The sequence below is a fragment of the Domibacillus sp. PGB-M46 genome (assembly GCF_022668875.1).
Classification (GTDB): Bacteria; Bacillota; Bacilli; order Bacillales; family Domibacillaceae; genus Domibacillus.
Window position 1 is genome coordinate 94,801 of the sequence record NZ_JAKGCR010000006.1, and the last position, 21,776, is coordinate 116,576.

Consider the following 21,776-nt stretch of genomic DNA (forward strand, 5'->3'; position numbering starts at 1 on the left):
GGGGGAGGATGACAAACTACTTGTATATTTCGATAGGATGGTGAACGAAATTGACAAAGTGGAAAAAGCAGATTGCAGTTTTTCTAACGCTTGTAGTGCTGCTTGCATCCGGGCAAGCGGGGGCGTTTTCAGGACAGGTGATTCAGCGCGGAGCTGAAGGAGACGATGTCATCGAATTGCAATCAAGGCTTCAATATACCGGTTATTACCGTGATCAAATTGACGGGGTATTTGGCTGGTCAACGTACTGGGCATTAAGAAACTTCCAGGAATCATTTGGCCTCCCGGTAGATGGGCTGGCAGGCACAGCTACAAAACGAAAACTTGAACAGGTGTCTAAATACGATGAACAGCATGTGAAAGGCCAAATGCGTAAAGGGAAAGCATTTACGTATTACGGTGGAACCGAAACGTCGGCCCAATCAGTGAATACACCGACCGGATTTTCCCAAAACGATATTCAGCTTATGGCGAATGCCGTTTACGGCGAAGCACGGGGAGAGCCTTATGAAGGCCAGGTGGCTGTGGCTGCGGTTATCTTAAACCGGATTGCGAGTGAATCCTTTCCCAATACTGCTTCGGGGGTTATTTTTGAGCCGGGCGCTTTTACGGCTGTAGCAGACGGGCAAATTTGGCTGACGCCAAACCCGAGAGCGAAGGAAGCCGTGTTGGACGCTATTAACGGATGGGATCCGACGGGCGAAGCACTTTATTATTTTAATCCAGACACCGCTACAAGTGACTGGATTTGGTCACGGCCGCAAATTAAGAAAATCGGGCAGCATATTTTTTGCGAATAGGAGGCGATCAACATGCGGACATTTATTACCGTCGCACTCGCTGTGCTCTTAGCTGTAACGGCAGTTTGGGGATACAGGCAGCACCAGGAAAAAGAAAGATTGGCGATCGAAGCGGAGAATGGATATCAGCAGGCATTTCATGAACTTGTGTACCAGGTAGATGTGATTCATGATCGAACGGGAGAAGCGCTGGCGATGAATTCGAAAGATAATTTAACACCTGCACTGACAGATGTATGGCGCCTTACCTCCGAAGCGCACAATGCCATCAGCCGCCTTCCACTCGGCTTTATGCCGTTTTCGAAAACAGAAGAATTTTTAGGGAAAAGCGGTGATTTCACCTATAACACAGCGGTGCGGGACTTGGATACCCAGCCGTTAACCGATAAAGAATATGAGCAGCTTGAGTCTCTTTATAAGCAGTCTGCCGATATTCAAAATGACCTTCGGGCCGTACAAATGAATGTGCTGGATAAAAATTTGCGCTGGACAGATGTAGCCCATGCAGCGGCTGATGGAGATGAGCCAAGAGACAATACGGTTATCGATGGATTTAACACAATTGAGAAAAAAGCATCCGAATTTTCCGAATCAGACACTTTCCGGGCGACTCAAATTGAAAAATCCGTTTCGGATGATGCGCTCAAAAAGCTGGAAGGGCCTATGATCACCGAAAAAGAAGCGGCTCAACAAGCAAAGGACTATTTTCAGTTTGATGCGGAGGTTACGTCTGTAGACAGCAGTTTAAAAGGAGCTTCCGTTCCGTTTTATCACGTATCTGTGACAGGACAGGACGGTGAAGAAGCCAGCATGGATATTACCAAAAAAGGCGGTTATCCTTTAACGTTTACCGTAAATAGAACCCCAGGCAAAAGCCGAATAAGTTTGTATACTGCTTCTCAGAAAGTGGAAGATTTTTTAGCAAAGCACGGATTTGAAGGGATGGTCATGACGAACAGTGCGCAGTATGACCATACCGGTGTTTTTACCTATACGAAAAAAGTGAAAGACACGCTCGTTTACCCAGAATCTGTGACGGTCAAGGTGGCGCTTGACACAGGTGCAGTTACGGGTCTTGAAGCACAAAACTATTGGAAAAATAAAAAAGAACGGAACATTAAGGAGCCAGCTTTAAGCGAAGAAGAAGCGAAAAAAGAGCTGCATCCGAAATTAACGGTAATGGAAACAAAAAAAGCGATTGTGACGAATGAAGAAATGAAAGATAAGATGTGTTATGAATTTTTAGCGGAGAATGGAACAGCTTCTTACCGGATCTTTATTAATGCAGAAAACGGAAAAGAAGAGCGGATCGAAAAACTGTCAGAAGCGGAAGCTGCCTATAGGCAATAAGATCATATTGCATTTAGGTCTTCAATCCTTTATAATTTTTTCCAATAAGTGTTTTGGCCTACAAAACGCAGTAAGGAAAAAAGAGAGTGATATGAATGCTTCAGCCTGGTATCGTACTAACACTGGAACCATTTGAAAAAACAGGTAAAAAAGAAGAGTATCGATGCAAAGTAGTCGATATAGAAGACGGAAAACTGTTTATTGACTACCCGGTTAGTATTCAAACAAACCGGGCGGTTTTTTTGATGGAAGGCATGCAGCTTGCTGTCAGTTTCCTTGATCCGGCTGCTTCATCCGCTGTTTTTTTATTCCGTACCGAAGTGATCGCCCGGGTCAAAAAGAAAATTCCTATGCTTGTATTGCAGGACCCGGGCTTTGATCAATATGTACGCATACAGCGCCGAAAGTTCGTACGGGTCCAAAAAGCGATTGATATAGCGGTCCGCTTTGACGGAATGCCGCCTTTTTCTTCGCTGACGGAAGATATTAGTGCAGGCGGCGCAGCGATTGTACTCCCGAATTCTGTGCAGGCAGAGCCTGGGACAGAAGCTAGCGTATACGGGGTGATCCCCTCTCAGCAGGCTGAACCCTTCTATTTTGAAGCGAAAGCGGAGCTGGTACGCATCCGTCAGGATGAAAAAAGCGGACGCTGCATTGGTTCCTTCGAATTTAAAGACCTCCCTTATGCGGAGCAGCAAATATTAATGCGTTTCTGCTTTGAACAGCAGCTGCGGCTGCGCAGGAAAGGATTGGAATAATAAAGGGCCCATCGTTTGGGTTCTTTTTTTGTGTCTAAACCAATCTGTGATAAAATGAATAAGAATTTTTGGATGAGGTGACGACATGGAAAAACAACTGCAAATTGCCATTGATGGTCCTGCTGCTGCAGGAAAAAGCACAGCTGCAAAAATCGTGGCAGAACGGCTTTCTTATATTTATATTGACACAGGCGCTATGTACAGAGCGATTACGCATAAAGCGCTTAAATATAACATAGATGTAGAAGACGGGGAAGCTCTCGGAAAGCTTCTTGCCGAAACGGCCATTTCACTTAAACAGGGAGAAAACGGCCAGATTGTCCTGGTGGATGGAGAAGACGTAACCGAAGTGATTCGGACAGACGAAGTAACAAACAATGTTTCGGCAGTGGCCCGTCACAGTGAAGTTCGGCGTGATATGACACGCCGCCAGCAGCAGTTAGCGGCCAGAGGCGGCGTTGTGATGGATGGGCGTGATATTGGTACAAGTGTGCTTCCGGAAGCAGATGTTAAGATTTTTCTGCTGGCTGGTGTGGAGGAGCGGGCAAAGCGCCGCCATGCTGAAAATTTGAAAAAAGGATTTTCATCTGATTTGGAGAATTTAAAAAGAGAGATTGCCGCACGCGACAAAATGGATACAGAGAGGGAAGAGTCACCGCTTAAAAAAGCGGAAGGTGCGATTGAAATTGACACGACACATATGTCGATCGAAGAGGTAGCTGAGGCGATTATGGCTGCAGCGGGAGCGGGGGAGTAAGATGGTCACTTTTTATACATTCGCTAAAACAGTTGTAAAATCTATTTTAACCCCCGCCTACCGAATTCATGTTAAAGGTCATGAACATTTTCCAAAAGAAGGCGGGGTGCTTCTTTGTTCAAACCACATTGATAATCTCGATCCACCGATTGTAGGCATTACTTCTAAACGTCCCGTTCGCTTTATGGGAAAAGAAGAATTGTTTAAAAAGAAGTGGATGGGGAAATTAATGAAAGAACTGAATGTTTTTCCGGTAAAACGCGGCATGAGTGACCGGGAAGCCATTCGAACTGGTTTGAAAATTTTAAAAGAAGGACAAGTTCTGGGACTTTTTCCGGAAGGCACACGTTCGAAAAACGGCGAGTTAGGTAAGGGACTGGCCGGTGCGGGATTTTTCGCTCTTCGGACGGATGCAGCAGTTGTACCGTGTGCAATTATCGGCCCTTATAAACTAGGGAAGCCCCTGCAGGTTGTGTATGGACCGCCGATTGATATGGTTTCTCTTCGTGAGCGAAAAGCCTCAGCCGAAGAAGCAACGGAAGCGATAATGGAAGCCATCGCAAAATTAATAAAAGAGCATAAGGGCTGAGCTTCCGGCTTGACAAATTGGGCGGTTTGTAAGAAGTTAGAAGTAAGAATTTTTAAAATTGACGCAGTTTGTATTGAGGAGGATTACATATGACAGAGGATATGAACCAGGCAGAAGTGAATAACTACTCCGTTGGCGACAAAGTACGCGCTACGGTTGTGAAAGTCGAAGAAAAGCAGGTCCAGGTGGAAATTCCGGACAGCAAGAAAGACGGTATTATTCCCATCAGTGAACTGTCAAGCCTTCACGTAGAAAAAGCATCAGATGTCGTCAAAGAAGGCGACGAGCTTGAACTGCTTGTCACAAAAGAAGAAGATGATCTATATGTGTTGTCAAAACGCAAAGCCGATGCGGAAACCGCGTGGGACGACATGCAAAAACGATTTGAAGAAGGCGCTATTTTTGAAGCGGAGATTAAAGAAGTCGTTAAAGGCGGCCTCGTCGTAGATCTTGGCATTCGCGGATTTATTCCGGCTTCACTCGTAGAGGATCACTTCGTTGAAGATTTCGAAGATTACAAAGGCCGCGTAATGAAACTTAAAATCGTCGAGCTTGAACAAGATAAAAACCGGTTAATTCTTTCACACCGGGCTGTATTGGATATCGAAAAAGCAGAAAACAAACAAAAAGTGCTTGAAAACATTCAAGCAGGTGATGTGATTGATGGAAAAGTACAGCGTTTAACTGATTTCGGCGCTTTTGTTGATATCGGTGGTGTTGACGGGCTTGTGCACATTTCCCAGCTTTCACATGAGCATGTAGAAAAACCATCCGATGTACTTACGGAAGGACAAGAAGTAAAAGTCAAAGTGCTGTCTATTGACCGCGACAGCGAGCGAATTTCTCTATCTATTAAAGAAACACTGCCTGGACCATGGGAAAACATCGCAGATCGTGCACCAATTGGATCAGAACATGAAGGCACAGTGAAACGCCTTGTTTCATACGGTGCGTTTGTCGAAGTGTTCCCGGGCGTAGAGGGTCTCGTTCATATTTCTCAAATCTCTAACCGCCACATTGGCACTCCTCATGAAGTATTGGAAGAAGGGCAGACTGTTAGAGTAAAAGTGCTGGATGCCAATGAGCAGGAGCATCGTTTATCGCTCAGCATGAAATCATTTGAAGAAGTAGAGCCGGAAGAAACAGTTGATTCCTATGAATTGCCGGAAGAAAGCTCAGGCTTCCAAATTGGTGATATTTTAGGTGACCAGCTAAAAGATTTAAAATAAACAAGACGGTGATGACAACTTGAGCAGAGCGGAACGTAAGATTGACCATATTCATTATGCATTGTCAACGGGACAAAGCCGGCGGACAGGATTGGATCACATTCAATTTGTTCACCAGAGCCTCCCGGGTTCCTCTGTCAAAGATATATCGCTATCGACGGAAATCGGCGGACTTCAGTGGAGTTCGCCGATTTTTGTGAATGCGATGACAGGCGGAGGCGGAGAGGTGACAGCGCGCATTAATACGCAGTTAGCAGAGGCAGCCGCAGCATGCGGCATCCCAATGGCTGTCGGTTCTCAAATGTCAGCGCTTCGCCATCCGGAAGAAAGAGCTACGTTTAAAGCCGCCCGAAAAGCCAATCCAAAGGGCATAATGATGGCGAATATCGGAGCGGAGGCATCAGTGGAAGAAGCTCGTGCTGTGTGTGAGATGATTGAAGCAGACATTCTTCAAATCCATTTAAATATCGTTCAGGAACTTGTGATGCCTGAAGGGGATCGGGATTTTCGTGGAGCTGTTGACCGGATTGCTTCTATTTGCGAAACGGTAAAGGTACCGGTGATTGTAAAAGAAACCGGTTTCGGGATAAGCGCTGAAACGGCCCGGCTATTAAATGATCTTCCGTTGGCAGCAATTGATACAGCGGGGTTTGGCGGAACAAACTTTGCTGCTGTTGAAAATGAGCGGGCCGCACGCCCTCTTGCTTTTTTCAACAGCTGGGGCATTCCAACTGCTGTGTCTATTGTTGAAACCCTTTCGGGGGCTCCAGGTCGTCCTGTTATCGCTTCAGGCGGTCTGCAATATGCTGATGATGTGGTGAAATCATTGGCACTGGGCGCTTCTGCAGCCGGGTTGTCCGGCTTTCTGCTAAACGTATTGATGACAAGCGGACAGGAAGCTCTGGTAGAGCATATCGAACAAATGAATGCAGATCTAAAAATGATGATGTGCGCGCTCGGTGCCCGGTCCATTTCCCATCTTCACAGCGTTCCGCTTATCATATCAGGAGAAACGTGCCAATGGCTGCAGGCCCGCGGGTTAAAGCCGGAGCGATTTGCTCTCCGCACGCCGGTGCCATTTGATTCATAACCAAAATATGATAAAATAAATTGTTGATTGAACCCCTTCTCATAGTAGAAGGGTTTTCTTTTGAACAAAATAAAGAAGTACTGAGAATAAATTGGGTGAACCATTGAAGGGAAAGATGTAATGATGAAACGGACTGTTGCGATCGTTGGAAGGCCAAATGTAGGTAAATCAACGATTTTTAACCGGATTGCCGGTGAGCGTATTTCCATTGTCGAAGATGTGCCGGGTGTAACCCGCGACCGTATCTACAGTTCAGGCGAGTGGCTGACGCATGAATTTAACTTGATTGATACAGGCGGTATTGACTTAGGTGACGAGCCTTTTCTAGAGCAAATTCGCCAGCAGGCTGAAATTGCGATTGATGAAGCGGATGTGATTATTTTTATTGTAAATGGCCGTGAAGGTGTCACATCGGCAGACGAAGAAGTAGCCAAAATTTTATACCGGTCTAAAAAGCCGATTGTACTTGGTGTAAATAAAATTGATAACCCGGATATGCGGACGGATATTTATGATTTTTATTCACTTGGTTTCGGTGAGATTTTTCCGATTTCCGGCTCGCACGGTATTGGGCTTGGAGATCTGCTCGACGAAGTTGTCTCGCATTTTCCGACTGGAGAAGACAAACCGTACGAGGATGATGTCATTAAATTTTCATTAATTGGCCGTCCGAATGTAGGAAAGTCGTCTCTTACAAATGCACTGCTCGGAGAAGACCGTGTTATTGTCAGTGATATTGCGGGCACGACGCGCGATGCGGTTGACTCTCCTTACACGTACAATGGCCAAAAGTATGTAATCATTGACACAGCCGGGATGAGAAAACGCGGTAAAGTGTATGAGACAACTGAAAAATACAGTGTACTGCGTGCGATGAGAGCGATCGAACGCTCTGACGTTGTGCTGGTCGTGTTAAATGCTGAGGAAGGCATTCGTGAACAGGATAAGCACATTGCCGGCTACGCGCATGAAGCAGGACGGGCTGTTGTGATTGTTGTAAACAAATGGGATGCTGTTGAAAAAGATGAAAAAACAATGGGTGAATTTGAAGAAAATATCCGCAGTCATTTTCAATTTTTAGACTATGCACCTATCGTGTTTTTGTCTGCCAAGACGAAAAAACGAATTCATACACTGATGCCATATATTGACCGGGCGAGCGAAAGCCACTCAATGCGTGTTCAATCAAGTGTGCTGAATGATGTCATTACCGATGCTGTGGCGATGAACCCAGCGCCGGCAGACAAAGGAAAACGCCTGCGCGTTTATTATGCAACACAGGTTTCGGTCAAGCCGCCAACGTTCGTTGTATTTGTGAACGAGCCGGAACTCATGCATTTCTCTTATCTCCGCTTTCTTGAAAACCGCATTCGTGATGCGTTCTCATTCGAAGGAACGCCGATCCGCATTATTGCGCGCGCAAGAAAATAAGAAGGAAAGGCTGTGTTTCATGTGACAGAAAAAATTGCAATGCTGGGGGCGGGGAGCTGGGGAACAGCTCTTGCCCTTGTGCTTGCCGATAACGGTCTGGATGTGACCATGTGGGCAAAAAATAAAGAGCGGATAGCCGAATTGAATACACATCATACAAACAGCCGGTATTTGCCGGATATTTTACTGCCTGCCTCTATTCGCGGTACAACATCACTTGCTGAGGCGCTTGAAGGATGCAGTACAGTTGTGCTTGCTGTGCCGACAAAAGCGATCCGGGAAGTGGCACGTCAAATCGTTCAAACGGCTGTATCACCGGTTACGGTTGTACATGTGTCCAAAGGGATTGAACCTGATTCACTGCTCCGTATTTCCGAAATGATTGAGCAGGAAATGCCTAAAAATGCACTGAAAGACGTAGTGGTACTGTCAGGACCTTCCCATGCAGAAGAAGTAAGTCTGCGCCATCCAACAACCGTGGCGGTATCTTCTCGCTCGCTTGAGGCGGCTCAGCACATTCAGGACTTATTTATGAACCAGAACTTCCGGGTTTACACAAATCCAGACATGATCGGTGTAGAAATCGGCGGCGCATTAAAAAATATTATTGCGCTTGCAGCCGGGATTTCTGACGGACTCGGCTATGGAGACAACGCAAAAGCAGCACTTATTACCCGCGGATTGGCGGAAATTGCCCGGCTTGGCACAAAGATGGGAGCAAATCCGCTTACCTTCTCGGGCCTTGCCGGTATTGGCGATTTAATCGTCACATGCACAAGTGTTCACTCAAGAAACTGGCGGGCTGGAAACATGCTCGGCCAGGGCAAAAAGCTGGATGAGGTGCTCGAAAGTATGGGAATGGTTGTGGAAGGAGTCCGCACGACAAAAGCCGGTTATCAGCTTTCCCAAAAATACGATGTGCAAATGCCGATTACACAAGCACTCTATCATATTTTATTTAAAGAGCAGGATCCTAAAAAAGCCGTAGATGATTTAATGGCACGTGTAAAAAAACATGAACTGGAAGACTTAATCGATATTTTAGATACAAAGCGGGATTAGTGGAAAGGACGAACGCCCATGTCACCATCCATGCTGAAAATGTGGATTTCATTTGCCGGAATGGGGCTGATGATTGTCTCAATTTTTTCAATCTATATGAGCCGTTACAAGTTTCGTAACCGCTTTTTAAAAGGAATAACTGCACTTTTCGCTTATATATGCATGATTGTCGGCGGGCTAATTGTTGTTTATGTGGTTTTGAGCGGCCCGACCCGTTAATGAAGGGGTGAACCAGTAACCATGATAAGGAGAAACAGCCTGCTTCTTTTTTGGGCGGCAGCGCTCTCTTTCATATTAAGCGGCTGCTTATACCCTGAGGAGAAGTTAAGCCAAAATGAACAGCCGTATGAAGACCAATTACGAGCCGTTCAAACGGCGGTTGATCAGTTCCAAAGGGAAGAGGATGGCATTTTGCCGATTAAAACAAAGGAAAATAATCCCGATCTTTATGAAAAGTATCCGGTTGATTTCGGAAAAATATCACCACGTTTTATGGCAGAGCCGCCAGGGAATGCCTTTGAAAGCGGAGGTATTTACCAGTACGTACTTGTAGATGTCGAAAAAAATCCAACCGTCAAACTGATTGATTTGCGCATAGCTGAACAAATTCGAAGCGTGAATATCCGCCTTCTTGCCCACAAGTATCCTCCTTTTAAAGAGACACTGTCCGATAATGTATATTCACTCGATTTTAAGGAACTTGGGTTTGAAGAAGAGCCCTATGTAACCAGTCCTTATTCCGGACGGCAGCTTCCACTGGTCATAAGTGGGGACGGAACGCTTTATGTAGATTATGCGGCTGATTTGTATACAGCCCTTCAAAAATTGGACAAGCTTCCTGCGCCTGGCGAAGATATCCGCAGCCTGCTTATCCAGTCTTCTCCCATTGTACCGGCATTTTCACTGCCTTATACGGTCGATGAACAAGGAGAGCCTGTTTTTATGCAAAAAAAGAAGCCTGCTTAACATGCAGGCTTCTTTTTTTGCATACATTTAAAAAAACGCTCATACACTGTATGGCAGGCGGCGGACGAGCCGTTCGAAACGGGAGGGGGCTGCTGATGGAAAACACAGAAGTCATTAAGGATATTGCCGAGCGGACCGAAGGCGATATTTATTTAGGCGTTGTCGGTGCTGTCAGAACGGGGAAATCAACATTTATAAAGAAGTTTATGGAGCTTTTGGTGCTGCCGAACATGGACAGTGAATCGGAACGGCGCCGTGCACAGGATGAACTGCCGCAAAGCGCCTCCGGCAAAACCATTATGACGACAGAACCGAAATTTGTTCCGAGTCGTGCGGCGGCTGTGCAGGCGGGCGGTGTGCTCGTCAATATTCGGCTGGTAGACTGTGTAGGCTATGTTGTGCCGGAAGCGAAAGGATATGAAGACGAACACGGTCCACGGATGATTCAGACACCATGGCATGATGAACCGATTCCGTTCGATGAAGCAGCGGATATTGGAACGAGAAAGGTGATTGAAGAACATTCGACGATTGGGGTAGTAGTCACAACAGACGGGTCATTCGGTGAACTGCGCCGCCACACGTATATTGAGGCGGAGGAACGGGCCGTCGCAGGATTAAAAGAAGTGGGCAAGCCTTTTATCTTGATTATAAACTCGGCCCGGCCCGAGAATTTGGAGACTTTAGAGCTGCAGCAGGAGCTGGCCGAAAAATATGATATTCCGGTTCTTGCCATGTCGGTTGAATCGATGACAGAATCAAACGTGCTGCATGTTTTGCAGGAAGCTTTATTTGAATTCCCCGTTCATGAAGTGAACGTTCATCTTCCTTCCTGGATTATGGCGTTGGATGAATCGCATTGGCTTCGGGATAAATACAACGAAATGGTAAAAGAAACGGTCAAGGATATTAAAAGGCTCCGTGATGTGAACCGTGTTGTTGACCAGTTTGGCGGCGGTGAGTATATTGAGTCCGCTGTGCTGACAGGAATGGATATGGGGCAGGGAATTGCAGAAATCAACGTGAATGCGCCAAATGGCTTGTATGAAAAGATCGTCAACGAAATTATTGGGGAACCATTACGCGGCAAAGAGCATTTGCTGGAAATTATCCAAGATTATGCTCATATTAAGGAAGAATATGGGCAGGTAGAAGAAGCGCTGAGAATGGTCAAGCAGACCGGTTACGGTGTAGCGGTTCCGTCCATCAACGAAATGCGCTTGGAAGAACCAAAAATTATTCGCCACGGCTCGCGTTATGGCGTGCGGATGAAAGCAGTGGCGCCATCTATTCACATGATTCAAGTAGATGTTGAATCGGAATTTTCACCGATCATCGGCTCAGAAAAACAAAGTGAAGAGCTCGTTCATCACGTGATGAAAGACTTTGAAGATGATCCGCTGTCCGTTTGGAACAGTGACATTTTCGGGCGTAATTTAAGCTCGATCGTCCGGGACGGTATTCAGTCGAAAGTATCCTTAATGCCTGATCATGCCCGAAGCAAGTTAAAAGATACGCTTGAAAAAATCATCAATGAAGGCTCAGGCGGAATGATTGCGATACTGCTTTAAAACGGGCTAGACTCTCAAAATGGGAGTCTTTTTTTGATGAAACCGGGGAAAATACCCGTTTAAGGTGGATTCTGCTTGATATGCCCGAACACATGTGATAATCTTTTAACAGAATTACGGTAAAACATTGATATAACAATGTTTATCGGGTCTCATGCGGGAGGAGGTGAATGGCATGAACAAAACTGACTTGATCAATGAAGTTGCAGAAACAGCAGAACTTTCTAAGAAAGACGCGACAAAAGCGGTTGATGCTCTTTTCGATGCCATCCAAGAAACATTGGCAAAAGGCGACAAAGTACAATTGATTGGTTTCGGTAACTTTGAGGTGCGTGAGCGTTCAGCACGTAAAGGACGTAACCCACAAACAGGTGAAGAAATCGAAATCGCTGCGAGCAAAGTACCGGCATTTAAACCAGGTAAAGCGCTTAAAGACGCGGTTAAATAAGTACATAGCCTACTCCGGCTAAAGCGGGACTGCCCCCATTGGGCAGTCTCTTTTTTTGAACACTTCACTTTGCCCAGAGCTGACCCGATATGCTAAGATGAAGTGCAGCACAAATAATATTACACATGCAATACATGTATACAGGAGTGGATAAAAATGGCTGAAGTAGATCATGCCAAAATTCAGCAGGCCGTACGCCTGATTTTAGAAGCGGTTGGTGAAAATCCGGACCGGGAAGGTCTTCAAGATACACCGAAACGGGTAGCGAAAATGTATGAAGAAGCATTTTCGGGTCTTCATGTGGATCCAAGATTTTATTTCGAAACTGTATTTGAAGAACAATATGAAGAGCTTGTTCTTGTAAAGGACATTCCTTTTTACTCGATGTGTGAGCATCACCTTGTGCCGTTTTTCGGCCATGCTCACGTAGCGTATATGCCAAAAGGCGGAAAAGTAACCGGCTTAAGCAAGCTGGCACGGGCCGTTGAATCGGTTGCCCGCCGTCCGCAGCTGCAGGAGCGGATTACAAATGAAGTAGCAGACGCAATTATGGACATGCTTCAGCCGCAAGGGGTAATGGTGATTGTGCAGGCGGAGCATATGTGCATGGCTATGCGCGGGGTGAAAAAGCCAGGCGCTAAAACGGTCACTACAGCCGCGCGTGGTTTGTACGAAAATGACGCCCAGCTTCGGACCGAGCTGCTTTCGCTCATTCGTTCGTCATGAGAACACGGGTGTGATATACTAAGTGTGCGTAGTGAAAAGGAACGAAACGATTTGAAATGATTTGCGAGTGAGGGGTTTTCACAATGAAGGAGTGGCAGGAGCAACAGAGTACACTACTTGAAGAAATCAATCGGGCATGCCGTCAGCCTTTTCTAGATAAAGTGATCGGCAGGCCGGTTATAAACCCGCTTCGGGCATCTGCTTTAATGCTGGCATTTACAGACGAGGAAAGAAAAAGTGAACAGGTGCAGAAGCTGATGCAGGCAGCTGTTCTCATTGGGCTGGCAATGGATGTACATGATGCCATTCCGTCTGTGACCAAAGAAATCACACAAAAAAACCAGCTGATCGTATTAGCGGGTGATTATTTTAGCGGGATGTATTACCGGACCCTTGCAGAAGCGGGCTATGTCCACTGGGTAGGCGTTCTTGCAGGAGCGGTAAAAAGGGTGAATGAGGCGAAAACATCGCTTCATCGGTATCAGCTTGAAACAAAAGAAGCCATATTGAACGCTGTTGCAGTGATTGAAGGCGATATTATTGGCGCCGTGCACATCGAAAAGGGCACAGATGAAATAATGGCTCGTGCCCTGCGGCAGCTTTTGACGGCAGACCGGCTTCTTCGTGAGAAAAATGAGCCCTTTATTCTTTTTGAAGCATTAAAACAACAATACGAGACAGACCAGCAGGTCATCAAGGTTATCGAGCAGCGGCTTAAAGAGATCCATGCGGATGTAACAAAGTGTATAGAAAGCATAGATTTCTATAAAGCGTCTGTCATTGAAGCGGAGCGCGACCGCCTTTTTGGCAGCAGGCCGCTTCGGCTCGTGGAAGAAGGGTGACAAATGCAGCAATCTAAAGAAGAAAAAGTGCACAGTGTATTTCAAAAAATATACGGTAACTACGATAAAATGAATTCTATTATCAGCTTTCAGCAGCACAAGCGTTGGCGAAATGAAACAATGAAAATTATGAATGTGCCTAAAGGTGCAAAAGCGCTTGATGTGTGCTGCGGAACAGGCGATTGGACAATAGCGCTGGCGGAAGCCGTGGGGCCGCATGGAGTGGTCAAGGGGCTTGATTTCAGCGAAAATATGCTCGTTGTCGGCAGGCAGAAAATAGAGGCGGCCGGTTTGGAGCAGGCAGAACTGATCCACGGCAACGCGATGGAGCTTCCGTTCGAAGATGATACGTTTGATTTTGTGACGATTGGCTTTGGCCTTCGTAATGTACCGGATTATATGCAGGTGCTTTCAGAGATGCGCCGTGTATTAAAACCAGGCGGAATGGTCGTATGCCTCGAAACAAGCCAGCCGCAAATGCCTGTTTTTAAGGAAGGGTACGAGCTGTATTTCCGCTTCATCATGCCGGCGGTTGGCCGTCTTTTCGCAAAAAGCTATGAGGAATATTCATGGCTGCAGGAATCAGCGCGCCATTTTCCAGATATGAAAGAGCTTGCCCGTATGTTTCAGCAGGCCGGCTTTCAAAATGTGCGTTTTAAAGCTCACACAGGCGGTGTAGCTGCCACACATTACGGAAACAAATAATACTAGACCAAGAGCCGGGTGAAAAGAAATGAATATAAAACTAATTTATACGCGGTTAAAAGCGGATATTGATTTGATTGAGCAGGAGCTGGAACACGCCGTTCGTTCGTCATCGTCCATTCTGGAGGAGGCGTCTGTACATCTTCTTCAAGCAGGCGGAAAACGCATTCGCCCGGTAATGCTTCTGCTTGGCGCGAAGTTTGGTGATTATGATATTCAACGTGTGAAATATGCAGCTGCTTCTCTTGAATTGATTCACATGGCTTCACTTGTTCATGACGACGTTATTGATGATGCCGTTATCCGACGGGGAGAGTACACGGTTAAAGCGGAGTGGGATAACCGGATCGCCATGTATGCCGGCAATTACATTTTTGCGGCTGCGCTCGACTCTATGACAAGAATTAAAGAAGCAGAGGCTCACCAGATTCTATCCCATACGATGACAGAGCTGTGTATCGGAGAAATCATTCAAATTCAGGATAAGTACCGGTATGATCAGCATCTGCGCGATTACCTTCGCCGCATCAAGAGAAAAACGGCTATTTTGATCGCAGCCAGCTGCCAGCTTGGCGCTATTGCAGCGGGCGCTCCAGCTTCGATCCACCGGAAGCTGTACGATTTCGGCTACAATGTAGGGATGTCTTTTCAAATTACCGATGATATTCTCGACTTTACAGCAAGTGAAAAAGAACTGGGCAAACCAGCCGGCGGTGACCTCCTTCAAGGAAACATTACGCTTCCTGTTTTGTATGCGATGCAGGACAGTGACATGCGTGCGCGTATTACTTCTATTCACGCTCATTCAAGCCGTGAAGAAATAGACGATATTATTGCCCGCTTAAAGCGCAGCGATGCGATTGAACAATCTCACGCGTTAAGCAGGAGATATCTCGATCGGGCACTGGCTATTTTAACAGAATTACCGCCGGGCCGGCACCGGAATTCATTACGTGATATTGCCCATTTTATTGGCAAAAGAAAATATTAATTTTTTCCATGAAAGCGTTGTAAATTTACAAAAGAAGTGTTACGATTCATCTTGTCCGCATGTAAGCGGTATACATAACACAGGAGTGGTGGAAGATGGAGCAAACATACTTAATGGTAAAACCTGACGGGGTACAGCGTGGTTTGATTGGGGAAATTGTGTCGCGTTTTGAGAAAAAAGGCTTCCGCCTTGTGGCTGCAAAGCTGATGCAACTATCACCTGAAACAGCTCAACAGCACTACGGGGAACATAAGGAACGCCCATTTTTCGGTGAATTGGTAGATTTTATTACTTCCGGACCTGTTTTCGCCATGGTGTGGGAAGGTGAAAATGTCATTGCGACTGCTCGTCAAATGATGGGGTCTACAAACCCGAAAGACGCAGCACCAGCAACGATTCGCGGTGATTTTGGCGTTATTGTAGGGAAAAACGTCATTCATGGTTCTGATTCTCCTGAAAGTGCCAAGCGTGAAATCAGCCTTTTCTTCCAAGAAAATGAGCTGACAGCGTATGAAAAATCAGGATCTGAATGGGTCTACTAATCATTCCTCGAGTTTTCAGCCGGCTGGGCTGGAAACTCTTTTTTTGTGAGATTTTTCCCACTTCTTTTCCTGAGATCCGCTATAATAAAGAAAAAAGAAGCGAATCGACAGAAAGGATGAGCACAATGGGGGATTACGAACAGTTTGTCGGCTCGATTAAGCGAAAAACAGGCATTGACCTTGGTTTATATAAAGAAGCACAAATGAAAAGAAGGCTGACGTCTTTATACGAAAAAAAGGGGTATCCATCCTTTTCTACGTTTTTTGACGCATTAAATTCAAATCAAACGATGATGAATGAATTTTTAGACCGGATGACCATCAATGTGTCAGAGTTCTATCGGAATGGTAAGCGATGGGAAGTATTAGAGAAAAAAATTCTGCCGCGGCTGCTCAAGGAAAACAAGCGGCTGAAAGTATGGAGCGCGGCCTGCTCTACGGGAGAAGAGCCCTATACGCTTTCTATGATTTTGTCTGCTTATATGCCGCTTGCCTCCGTGTCTGTTCAGGCGACGGATCTTGACGTAAATGTGATTCAAAAAGCAAAGCTGGGTCTTTATCCGGAACGGTCGCTCGCTGAACTGCCGGAACCTATGAAGAGGAAATATTTTCAGCAGGAAGGTGCTTTTTATAAAATCTCTGATGATATTAAAAGGACGGTCACGTTTAAAAAACAAAATCTTTTGTCGGATCGATTTGAAAGCAGCTTCGACTTGATCGTCTGCCGGAATGTGATGATTTATTTTACAGAAGAAGCAAAAGATGAGCTGTACCGGAAATTTAATGCAGCACTTCGGCCTGGCGGTGTCCTGTTTGTCGGAAGCACGGAACAAATATTTAATCCGGAGCGGTACGGTTTTCAGGTAGAAGATACCTTTTTTTATAAAAAAGTATAAAGCCGGCATGCCGGCTTTTTTAAATTTGTCTCCATGCAGCGCAGAAATTGTGATAAAATTCTCAAAAACAGCCGTTTCGGCTGTTCCAATGAATTTTAAATATGATATAGTAGTACATAACCGCTTTAACGTATTGAAGGGAGCAGGAGAATGAGATATTTAACAGCTGGAGAATCACATGGACCACAATTAACAACGATTATCGAGGGGCTTCCGGCCGGTATGGAGCTTCTTGCAGAAGACATCAACCATGATTTGCTTCGCCGCCAGAAAGGGCATGGGCGAGGCCGCCGCATGCAGATAGAAAAAGATTTAGTAGCGATCAAATCAGGCGTCCGCCACGGATATACACTTGGCTCGCCTGTCACGCTGGTTGTGGAAAATGATGATTGGAAGCACTGGACGAAGATCATGGGAATTGAACCACTTGAAAACGAGGAAGCAGCGGAGGAGATCAAGCGGAAAATTACCCGCCCTCGTCCTGGACATGCAGATTTAAATGGCGGTATCAAATACGGTCACCGGGATATGCGGAATGTGCTGGAACGCTCATCTGCCCGTGAAACAACTGTACGTGTAGCCGCAGGGGCAGCGGCCAAAAAGCTGTTAAAACTACTCGGTGTAGAAATTGCCTCACACGTTGTGGAAATTGGCGGCATTCGTGCTGAAAATGTACAATTTGAAACGATTGCTGAACTGCAGGAGCGCAGTGAAGCATCATCTGTCCGCTGCCTGGATGAAGAAGCAGCAGCAAAAATGATTGAAGCGATTGATAACGCGAAGAAAAACGGTGACTCAATCGGCGGCGTTGTGGAAGTGATTGCAGAAGGAATGCCGATCGGGGTTGGAAGCTATGTTCACTATGACCGCAAGCTTGATGCGAAGGTCGCAGCTGCGATTGTCAGCATTAACGCGTTCAAAGGAGTAGAAATTGGCATTGGCTTTGAAGCAGCACGCAAATTCGGCAGCGAAGTGCATGACGAGATTGCCTGGAGTGAGCAGCAGGGCTTTTACCGGAAAACAAACCGCCTGGGCGGCTTTGAAGGCGGCATGACAAACGGGATGCCAGTCGTTGTCCGCGGGGTTATGAAGCCAATTCCAACCCTTTACAAGCCGCTTGAGAGTGTGGACATTGATACAAAAGAGCCATTTACAGCAAGCATTGAGCGTTCAGATGCCTGCGCTGTTCCTGCAGCGGCGGTTGTGGCAGAGGCAGCGGTTGCCTGGGAGCTGGCTAACGCTATTTTAGAACAGTTCAACAGTGATCGGATGGAGCATTTAATCCGCCAGGTAAAGGAACATGAAGCGTACACAAGGGAGTTTTAATGATGAGCCGTGTACTTGTTGAAACGACTCATAAAACCTACCCAGTCATCATTGGGGAAGGGGCGGTACAGGAAATCAGCCGCGTTATTCTTGATATGCCCAAAGCACCAACCCGCTTGTTTGTCATTGCCGATGAAGCCGTTTATGCGCTTCACGGCGAGGCACTTCGGGATGCACTGCCGTCTTCGCTTGCCACAGACTGGCATTTCGTTCCGGCGGGCGAATCAGCTAAATCCTTTTCTGTTTTTGAACAATGCTTAACGGCTATGCTTGAAGCAGCGCTTGACCGCCGCTCGCTTGTGATCGCATTTGGCGGAGGTGCCTGCGGCGACCTGGCAGGTTTTTGCGCGGCGAGTTATATGCGCGGTATTCCGTTTATTCAAGTTCCGACAACGATATTGGCGCATGACAGTGCTGTCGGAGGCAAAACGGCCATCAATCATCCACTCGGCAAAAATATGATTGGCGCGTTTCACCAGCCGGAAGCGGTGGTGTATGACACAGCTTTCTTAAAATCGCTTTCTGAGAAGGAAACGAGAAGCGGTTTTGCGGAAGTGATCAAGCATGCCCTTATTGCGGACCCATCGCTGCTTGAAAACATTCAGCAGTCGGTGAAAAGCGCGGAAGATATAAAAGGGTCTTTTTTAGAGCATTGTCTGCAAAGAGGGATCGAAATTAAAAGTGCAATCGTAAAAGAAGATGAAAAAGAAACGGGCGTCCGGGCTTTTTTAAACTTTGGCCATACATACGGACATGCGGTAGAGGCGCTGTCCGGCTATGGAAAAACAGCGCACGGCGAGGCGGTTGCCTGCGGCATGATTTTTGCCCTTTATGCTTCACAGTTTAAAAACGACCTTTCCTTCGATACCAGTTCGTTTGCCGCATGGCTGAAGCGGGCGGGATATCCGGTAAAAGCCGGTACGGTTTTTTCGTTTGAAGACATTTACGCTGTGATGGCCCGCGACAAAAAAGCATACGGCGGCACGGTCCGCTTTGTTTTGCTGAATGAAGTAGGCAAGCCGTACGTAACAGAAATGACAAAAGAAGAGCTTCAGCATATTGACGAGCACTTTCGAAAGGAGTCCGACACATGGTAAGAGGAATCCGTGGAGCCATTACGGTGTCAGCCAATGACAGCCGTTTAATGGAAGAAGCGACAAAACGTCTCATGGAAGAGATGATTGCACAAAATAACATTGACCCGGAAGCCGTCTGCTCGGCGTTTTTATCTGCTACCAATGACTTGGATGCTATGTTTCCAGCCAAGGTACTGCGCGAGCAGAACGGGTGGGAATACGTTCCGGTTATGTGCATGCAGGAGCTCGCGATCAAAGGCGGTTTAGAACGCTGCATTCGAATTATGATGCACGTGAACACAGATGTGGCGCAAAAAGATATTCAGCACGTTTATTTAGAAGGAGCGTCCGTCCTGCGTCCGGACTTGCAGCAATCAACAAACTGAAGGAGCGGAGAAAAATGAAATGGAAAGAACAAATACTTACATTAAAAGCATATCAGCCCGGCCGTACAACGGATGAAGTAAAAAAAGCGTATGGCCTGCAGGACGTTGTTAAGCTTGCATCCAATGAAAACCCATTTGGCTCATCGGAACGGGTAACGAAAAGTATCCGTGAATACGCGGAATCATTTGCGATTTATCCGGATGGTTATACAACGAGTCTTCGCAAGGAGCTTGCTTCCTTCTTAAACGTAAGCGAAAAACAGCTGATTTTCGGAAATGGCTCGGATGAAATTATTTTAATGCTTTCCCGCGCGATGCTTGAGCCCGGAAAAAACACGGTTATGCCAACTCCTTCATTTCCGCAGTATCGCCATAATGCCATTGTAGAAGGTGCCGAAATACGGGAAGTAGAGCTGGTGAATGGCGCACACGATTTGGACAAAATGGCTCAAGCCATTGATGAAAATACGGCTATTGTCTGGCTCTGCAGCCCGAACAATCCAACAGGTGTCCATATTACGGATGTACAGCTTCGCGGATTTTTAGACCGGGTACCGGAAGGCGTTTTGGTTGTGCTTGATGAAGCGTACTACGAGTATGTAACAGCATCTGATTACTATGACGCGCTTGAAATTATTAAAGAATATAAAAATGTGATTGTGCTGCGCACGTTTTCTAAAGTATACGGCTTAGCTGCTTTCCGTGTCGGCTATGGAATTGCAGACGAATCGCTTATTGCACAGCTTGATCCCGTTCGTGAACCGTTTAATGTGAATTCGGTCGGACAGGTGGCGGCAGCAGCGGCCCTGTCGGACCAATCGTTCATTGAACAGTGCCGTACAGCAAACAAAGAAGGCTTAGAGCAGTTTTATGCGTTCTGCCGCGAAAATAATCTTGCGTTCTATCCATCGGAAGCAAATTTTATTTTGATCGATTTCAACTGTGACAGCAACGAGCTGTTTGAATACTTAATGTCAAAAGGATATATTGTCCGCTCAGGCGCTGCTCTTGGCATTCCGGGAACGGTGCGGGTTACAGTCGGATCAAAAGAACAAAACGAAGGTGTTATCGAGGCAATGAAAAGCTTTTTGGCTGAAACTGTAAAAAGATAGAAGGTGATGCGCCGATGAGAGGAAATGTTTTTATTGCCGGCCTTGGCTTAATTGGCGGATCTCTTGCAAAAGCGATAAAAAAAGCCCATGAGCAGGCTCATATTATCGGGTTTGATGTTCGAGAATCCGAACTGGGTCTTGCAGAAGCACTCAACATTATAGATGAAAAGGCTTCTTCGTTTGAAGAAGGGGCCAAACGAGCGGATTTAATTATTTTAGCGGTGCCGGTTTTAAAAACGGAGGAAATGATTGAGATCCTCGCCGGACTCCCGCTAAAAGAAGGCGTGCTGATAACGGATACAGGCAGCACAAAAAGCCGTATCATGGAACGGGCCAAGCTTCTTGAAGAAAAAGAAGTTGTGTTTATCGGCGGCCATCCGATGGCAGGTTCCCATAAAAGCGGGGTGGCTGCTTCAAAAGAGCTGTTATTTGAAAATGCCTTTTACCTGCTGGCGCCGGGGGGTGCCGCCAAAGAAAAACACGTTGCGATTTTAAGAAAATGGCTGGAAGGCACGCGGGCAAACATTTTAGAAGTAACAGCAGAAGAGCACGATAAAATGACAGGTGTAATCAGCCATTTTCCGCATATTATTGCCGCCTCGCTTGTGCACCAGGCTCAAAAATTCAATGAAGACAATCCGTTGATTGAGCGGCTGGCCGCCGGCGGTTTCCGGGATATTACCCGCATTGCTTCCTCAAACCCGGAAATGTGGAGGGATATTTCACTTCACAATAAAGAAATGCTCATCTCGTTATTAACCAACTGGCGTGATGAGATGGATGGGGTTTTATCTCTTTTGGAAACAGAAAATGGGGAAAAGCTCTATCACTATTTTAGCGACGCGAAAAAATTTCGGGATGGCCTTCCGACTGCTTCAAAAGGAGCTATTCCTGCTTTCTATGAATTGTACGTAGATGTGCCGGATTATCCAGGCGTCATCTCTGAATTAACAGGCTATCTGGCGGATGAGCGTATCAGCATTACCAACATTCGGATTGTCGAAACACGTGAAGATGTGTTCGGTGTTTTGGTAATCAGCTTTCAAAGCGAAAGAGACCGCCTTCGCGCCAAGCAGTGCATTGAGCAGAAAACAACATATGATTTATTCTTAGCATAAGAGAG

The 21,776-nt window shown here is 46.3% G+C and carries 24 protein-coding genes; all 24 read left to right on the forward strand.

Going from position 1 to position 21,776, the window contains the following annotated elements:
- The first annotated feature begins 50 nt into the window (after positions 1 to 50).
- Complete coding sequence (gene sleB / locus L2D08_RS09830) at positions 51 to 800, forward strand: spore cortex-lytic enzyme (RefSeq protein WP_242233592.1); 750 nt, start codon at positions 51 to 53, stop codon at positions 798 to 800.
- A gap of 12 nt (positions 801 to 812) precedes the next feature.
- The gene (gene ypeB / locus L2D08_RS09835) at positions 813 to 2,150 is read left to right on the forward strand and encodes a germination protein YpeB (protein ID WP_242233593.1); all 1,338 of its coding nucleotides are present in this window, start codon (positions 813 to 815) and stop codon (positions 2,148 to 2,150) included.
- 95 nt (positions 2,151 to 2,245) lie between these two features.
- Positions 2,246 to 2,908, forward strand: coding sequence for a flagellar brake protein (locus L2D08_RS09840; RefSeq protein ID WP_242233594.1), 663 nt, complete (start codon positions 2,246 to 2,248; stop codon positions 2,906 to 2,908).
- 85 nt (positions 2,909 to 2,993) lie between these two features.
- A complete protein-coding gene (cmk, locus tag L2D08_RS09845; RefSeq protein WP_242233595.1) occupies positions 2,994 to 3,665 on the forward strand; it encodes a (d)CMP kinase in 672 nt (223 codons plus the stop codon).
- Position 3,666: 1 nt separating this feature from the next.
- Positions 3,667 to 4,254 (forward strand): lysophospholipid acyltransferase family protein, encoded by a 588-nt coding sequence (locus L2D08_RS09850; RefSeq protein ID WP_242233596.1) that lies wholly within the window; start codon positions 3,667 to 3,669, stop codon positions 4,252 to 4,254.
- A gap of 89 nt (positions 4,255 to 4,343) precedes the next feature.
- Positions 4,344 to 5,483 carry a 30S ribosomal protein S1 gene (gene rpsA, locus L2D08_RS09855; RefSeq protein ID WP_242233597.1) on the forward strand — a complete coding sequence of 380 codons (1,140 nt, stop codon included), beginning with the start codon at positions 4,344 to 4,346 and terminating at the stop codon, positions 5,481 to 5,483.
- Between the two features lie 19 nt (positions 5,484 to 5,502).
- Complete coding sequence (gene fni / locus L2D08_RS09860) at positions 5,503 to 6,573, forward strand: type 2 isopentenyl-diphosphate Delta-isomerase (protein ID WP_242233598.1); 1,071 nt, start codon at positions 5,503 to 5,505, stop codon at positions 6,571 to 6,573.
- A gap of 120 nt (positions 6,574 to 6,693) precedes the next feature.
- Positions 6,694 to 8,004, forward strand: coding sequence for a ribosome biogenesis GTPase Der (der, locus tag L2D08_RS09865; protein ID WP_242233599.1), 1,311 nt, complete (start codon positions 6,694 to 6,696; stop codon positions 8,002 to 8,004).
- Positions 8,005 to 8,043: 39 nt separating this feature from the next.
- Entirely contained in the window at positions 8,044 to 9,066 is a 1,023-nt protein-coding gene (locus tag L2D08_RS09870; protein WP_242233760.1) for an NAD(P)H-dependent glycerol-3-phosphate dehydrogenase, read from the forward strand.
- A gap of 18 nt (positions 9,067 to 9,084) precedes the next feature.
- Positions 9,085 to 9,285, forward strand: coding sequence for a DUF2768 domain-containing protein (locus tag L2D08_RS09875; protein WP_242233600.1), 201 nt, complete (start codon positions 9,085 to 9,087; stop codon positions 9,283 to 9,285).
- A 21-nt stretch (positions 9,286 to 9,306) separates the two neighbouring features.
- Positions 9,307 to 10,032 (forward strand): hypothetical protein, encoded by a 726-nt coding sequence (locus L2D08_RS09880; RefSeq protein ID WP_242233601.1) that lies wholly within the window; start codon positions 9,307 to 9,309, stop codon positions 10,030 to 10,032.
- 95 nt (positions 10,033 to 10,127) lie between these two features.
- Positions 10,128 to 11,603, forward strand: a complete 1,476-nt coding sequence (spoIVA, locus tag L2D08_RS09885; protein ID WP_242233602.1) for a stage IV sporulation protein A — start codon at positions 10,128 to 10,130, stop codon at positions 11,601 to 11,603.
- Positions 11,604 to 11,778: 175 nt separating this feature from the next.
- A complete protein-coding gene (locus L2D08_RS09890) occupies positions 11,779 to 12,051 on the forward strand; it encodes an HU family DNA-binding protein (protein WP_242233603.1) in 273 nt (90 codons plus the stop codon).
- Between the two features lie 156 nt (positions 12,052 to 12,207).
- The gene (folE, locus tag L2D08_RS09895; protein ID WP_242233604.1) at positions 12,208 to 12,777 is read left to right on the forward strand and encodes a GTP cyclohydrolase I FolE; all 570 of its coding nucleotides are present in this window, start codon (positions 12,208 to 12,210) and stop codon (positions 12,775 to 12,777) included.
- Positions 12,778 to 12,860: 83 nt separating this feature from the next.
- Positions 12,861 to 13,619 (forward strand): heptaprenyl diphosphate synthase component 1, encoded by a 759-nt coding sequence (locus L2D08_RS09900; RefSeq protein ID WP_242233605.1) that lies wholly within the window; start codon positions 12,861 to 12,863, stop codon positions 13,617 to 13,619.
- 3 nt (positions 13,620 to 13,622) lie between these two features.
- Positions 13,623 to 14,324, forward strand: a complete 702-nt coding sequence (locus L2D08_RS09905; RefSeq protein ID WP_242233606.1) for a demethylmenaquinone methyltransferase — start codon at positions 13,623 to 13,625, stop codon at positions 14,322 to 14,324.
- 28 nt (positions 14,325 to 14,352) lie between these two features.
- The gene (hepT, locus tag L2D08_RS09910) at positions 14,353 to 15,315 is read left to right on the forward strand and encodes a heptaprenyl diphosphate synthase component II (RefSeq protein ID WP_242233607.1); all 963 of its coding nucleotides are present in this window, start codon (positions 14,353 to 14,355) and stop codon (positions 15,313 to 15,315) included.
- Positions 15,316 to 15,410: 95 nt separating this feature from the next.
- Positions 15,411 to 15,857, forward strand: a complete 447-nt coding sequence (ndk, locus tag L2D08_RS09915) for a nucleoside-diphosphate kinase (protein ID WP_242233608.1) — start codon at positions 15,411 to 15,413, stop codon at positions 15,855 to 15,857.
- A gap of 125 nt (positions 15,858 to 15,982) precedes the next feature.
- Positions 15,983 to 16,753, forward strand: coding sequence for a CheR family methyltransferase (locus tag L2D08_RS09920; protein WP_242233609.1), 771 nt, complete (start codon positions 15,983 to 15,985; stop codon positions 16,751 to 16,753).
- Positions 16,754 to 16,903: 150 nt separating this feature from the next.
- Positions 16,904 to 18,079: a chorismate synthase gene (gene aroC, locus L2D08_RS09925; RefSeq protein ID WP_242233610.1), complete on the forward strand. Its 1,176-nt coding sequence runs from the start codon at positions 16,904 to 16,906 to the stop codon at positions 18,077 to 18,079.
- Positions 18,079 to 19,176 carry a 3-dehydroquinate synthase gene (aroB, locus tag L2D08_RS09930; RefSeq protein ID WP_242233611.1) on the forward strand — a complete coding sequence of 366 codons (1,098 nt, stop codon included), beginning with the start codon at positions 18,079 to 18,081 and terminating at the stop codon, positions 19,174 to 19,176. Before aroC ends, aroB begins: the two co-directional genes overlap by 1 nt.
- Positions 19,170 to 19,541: a chorismate mutase gene (aroH, locus tag L2D08_RS09935; RefSeq protein ID WP_242233612.1), complete on the forward strand. Its 372-nt coding sequence runs from the start codon at positions 19,170 to 19,172 to the stop codon at positions 19,539 to 19,541. Before aroB ends, aroH begins: the two co-directional genes overlap by 7 nt.
- 14 nt (positions 19,542 to 19,555) lie before the next feature.
- Positions 19,556 to 20,653, forward strand: coding sequence for a histidinol-phosphate transaminase (hisC, locus tag L2D08_RS09940; RefSeq protein ID WP_242233613.1), 1,098 nt, complete (start codon positions 19,556 to 19,558; stop codon positions 20,651 to 20,653).
- Positions 20,654 to 20,667: 14 nt separating this feature from the next.
- Positions 20,668 to 21,771, forward strand: a complete 1,104-nt coding sequence (locus L2D08_RS09945) for a prephenate dehydrogenase (RefSeq protein WP_242233614.1) — start codon at positions 20,668 to 20,670, stop codon at positions 21,769 to 21,771.
- The last annotated feature ends 5 nt before the right edge of the window (positions 21,772 to 21,776 follow it).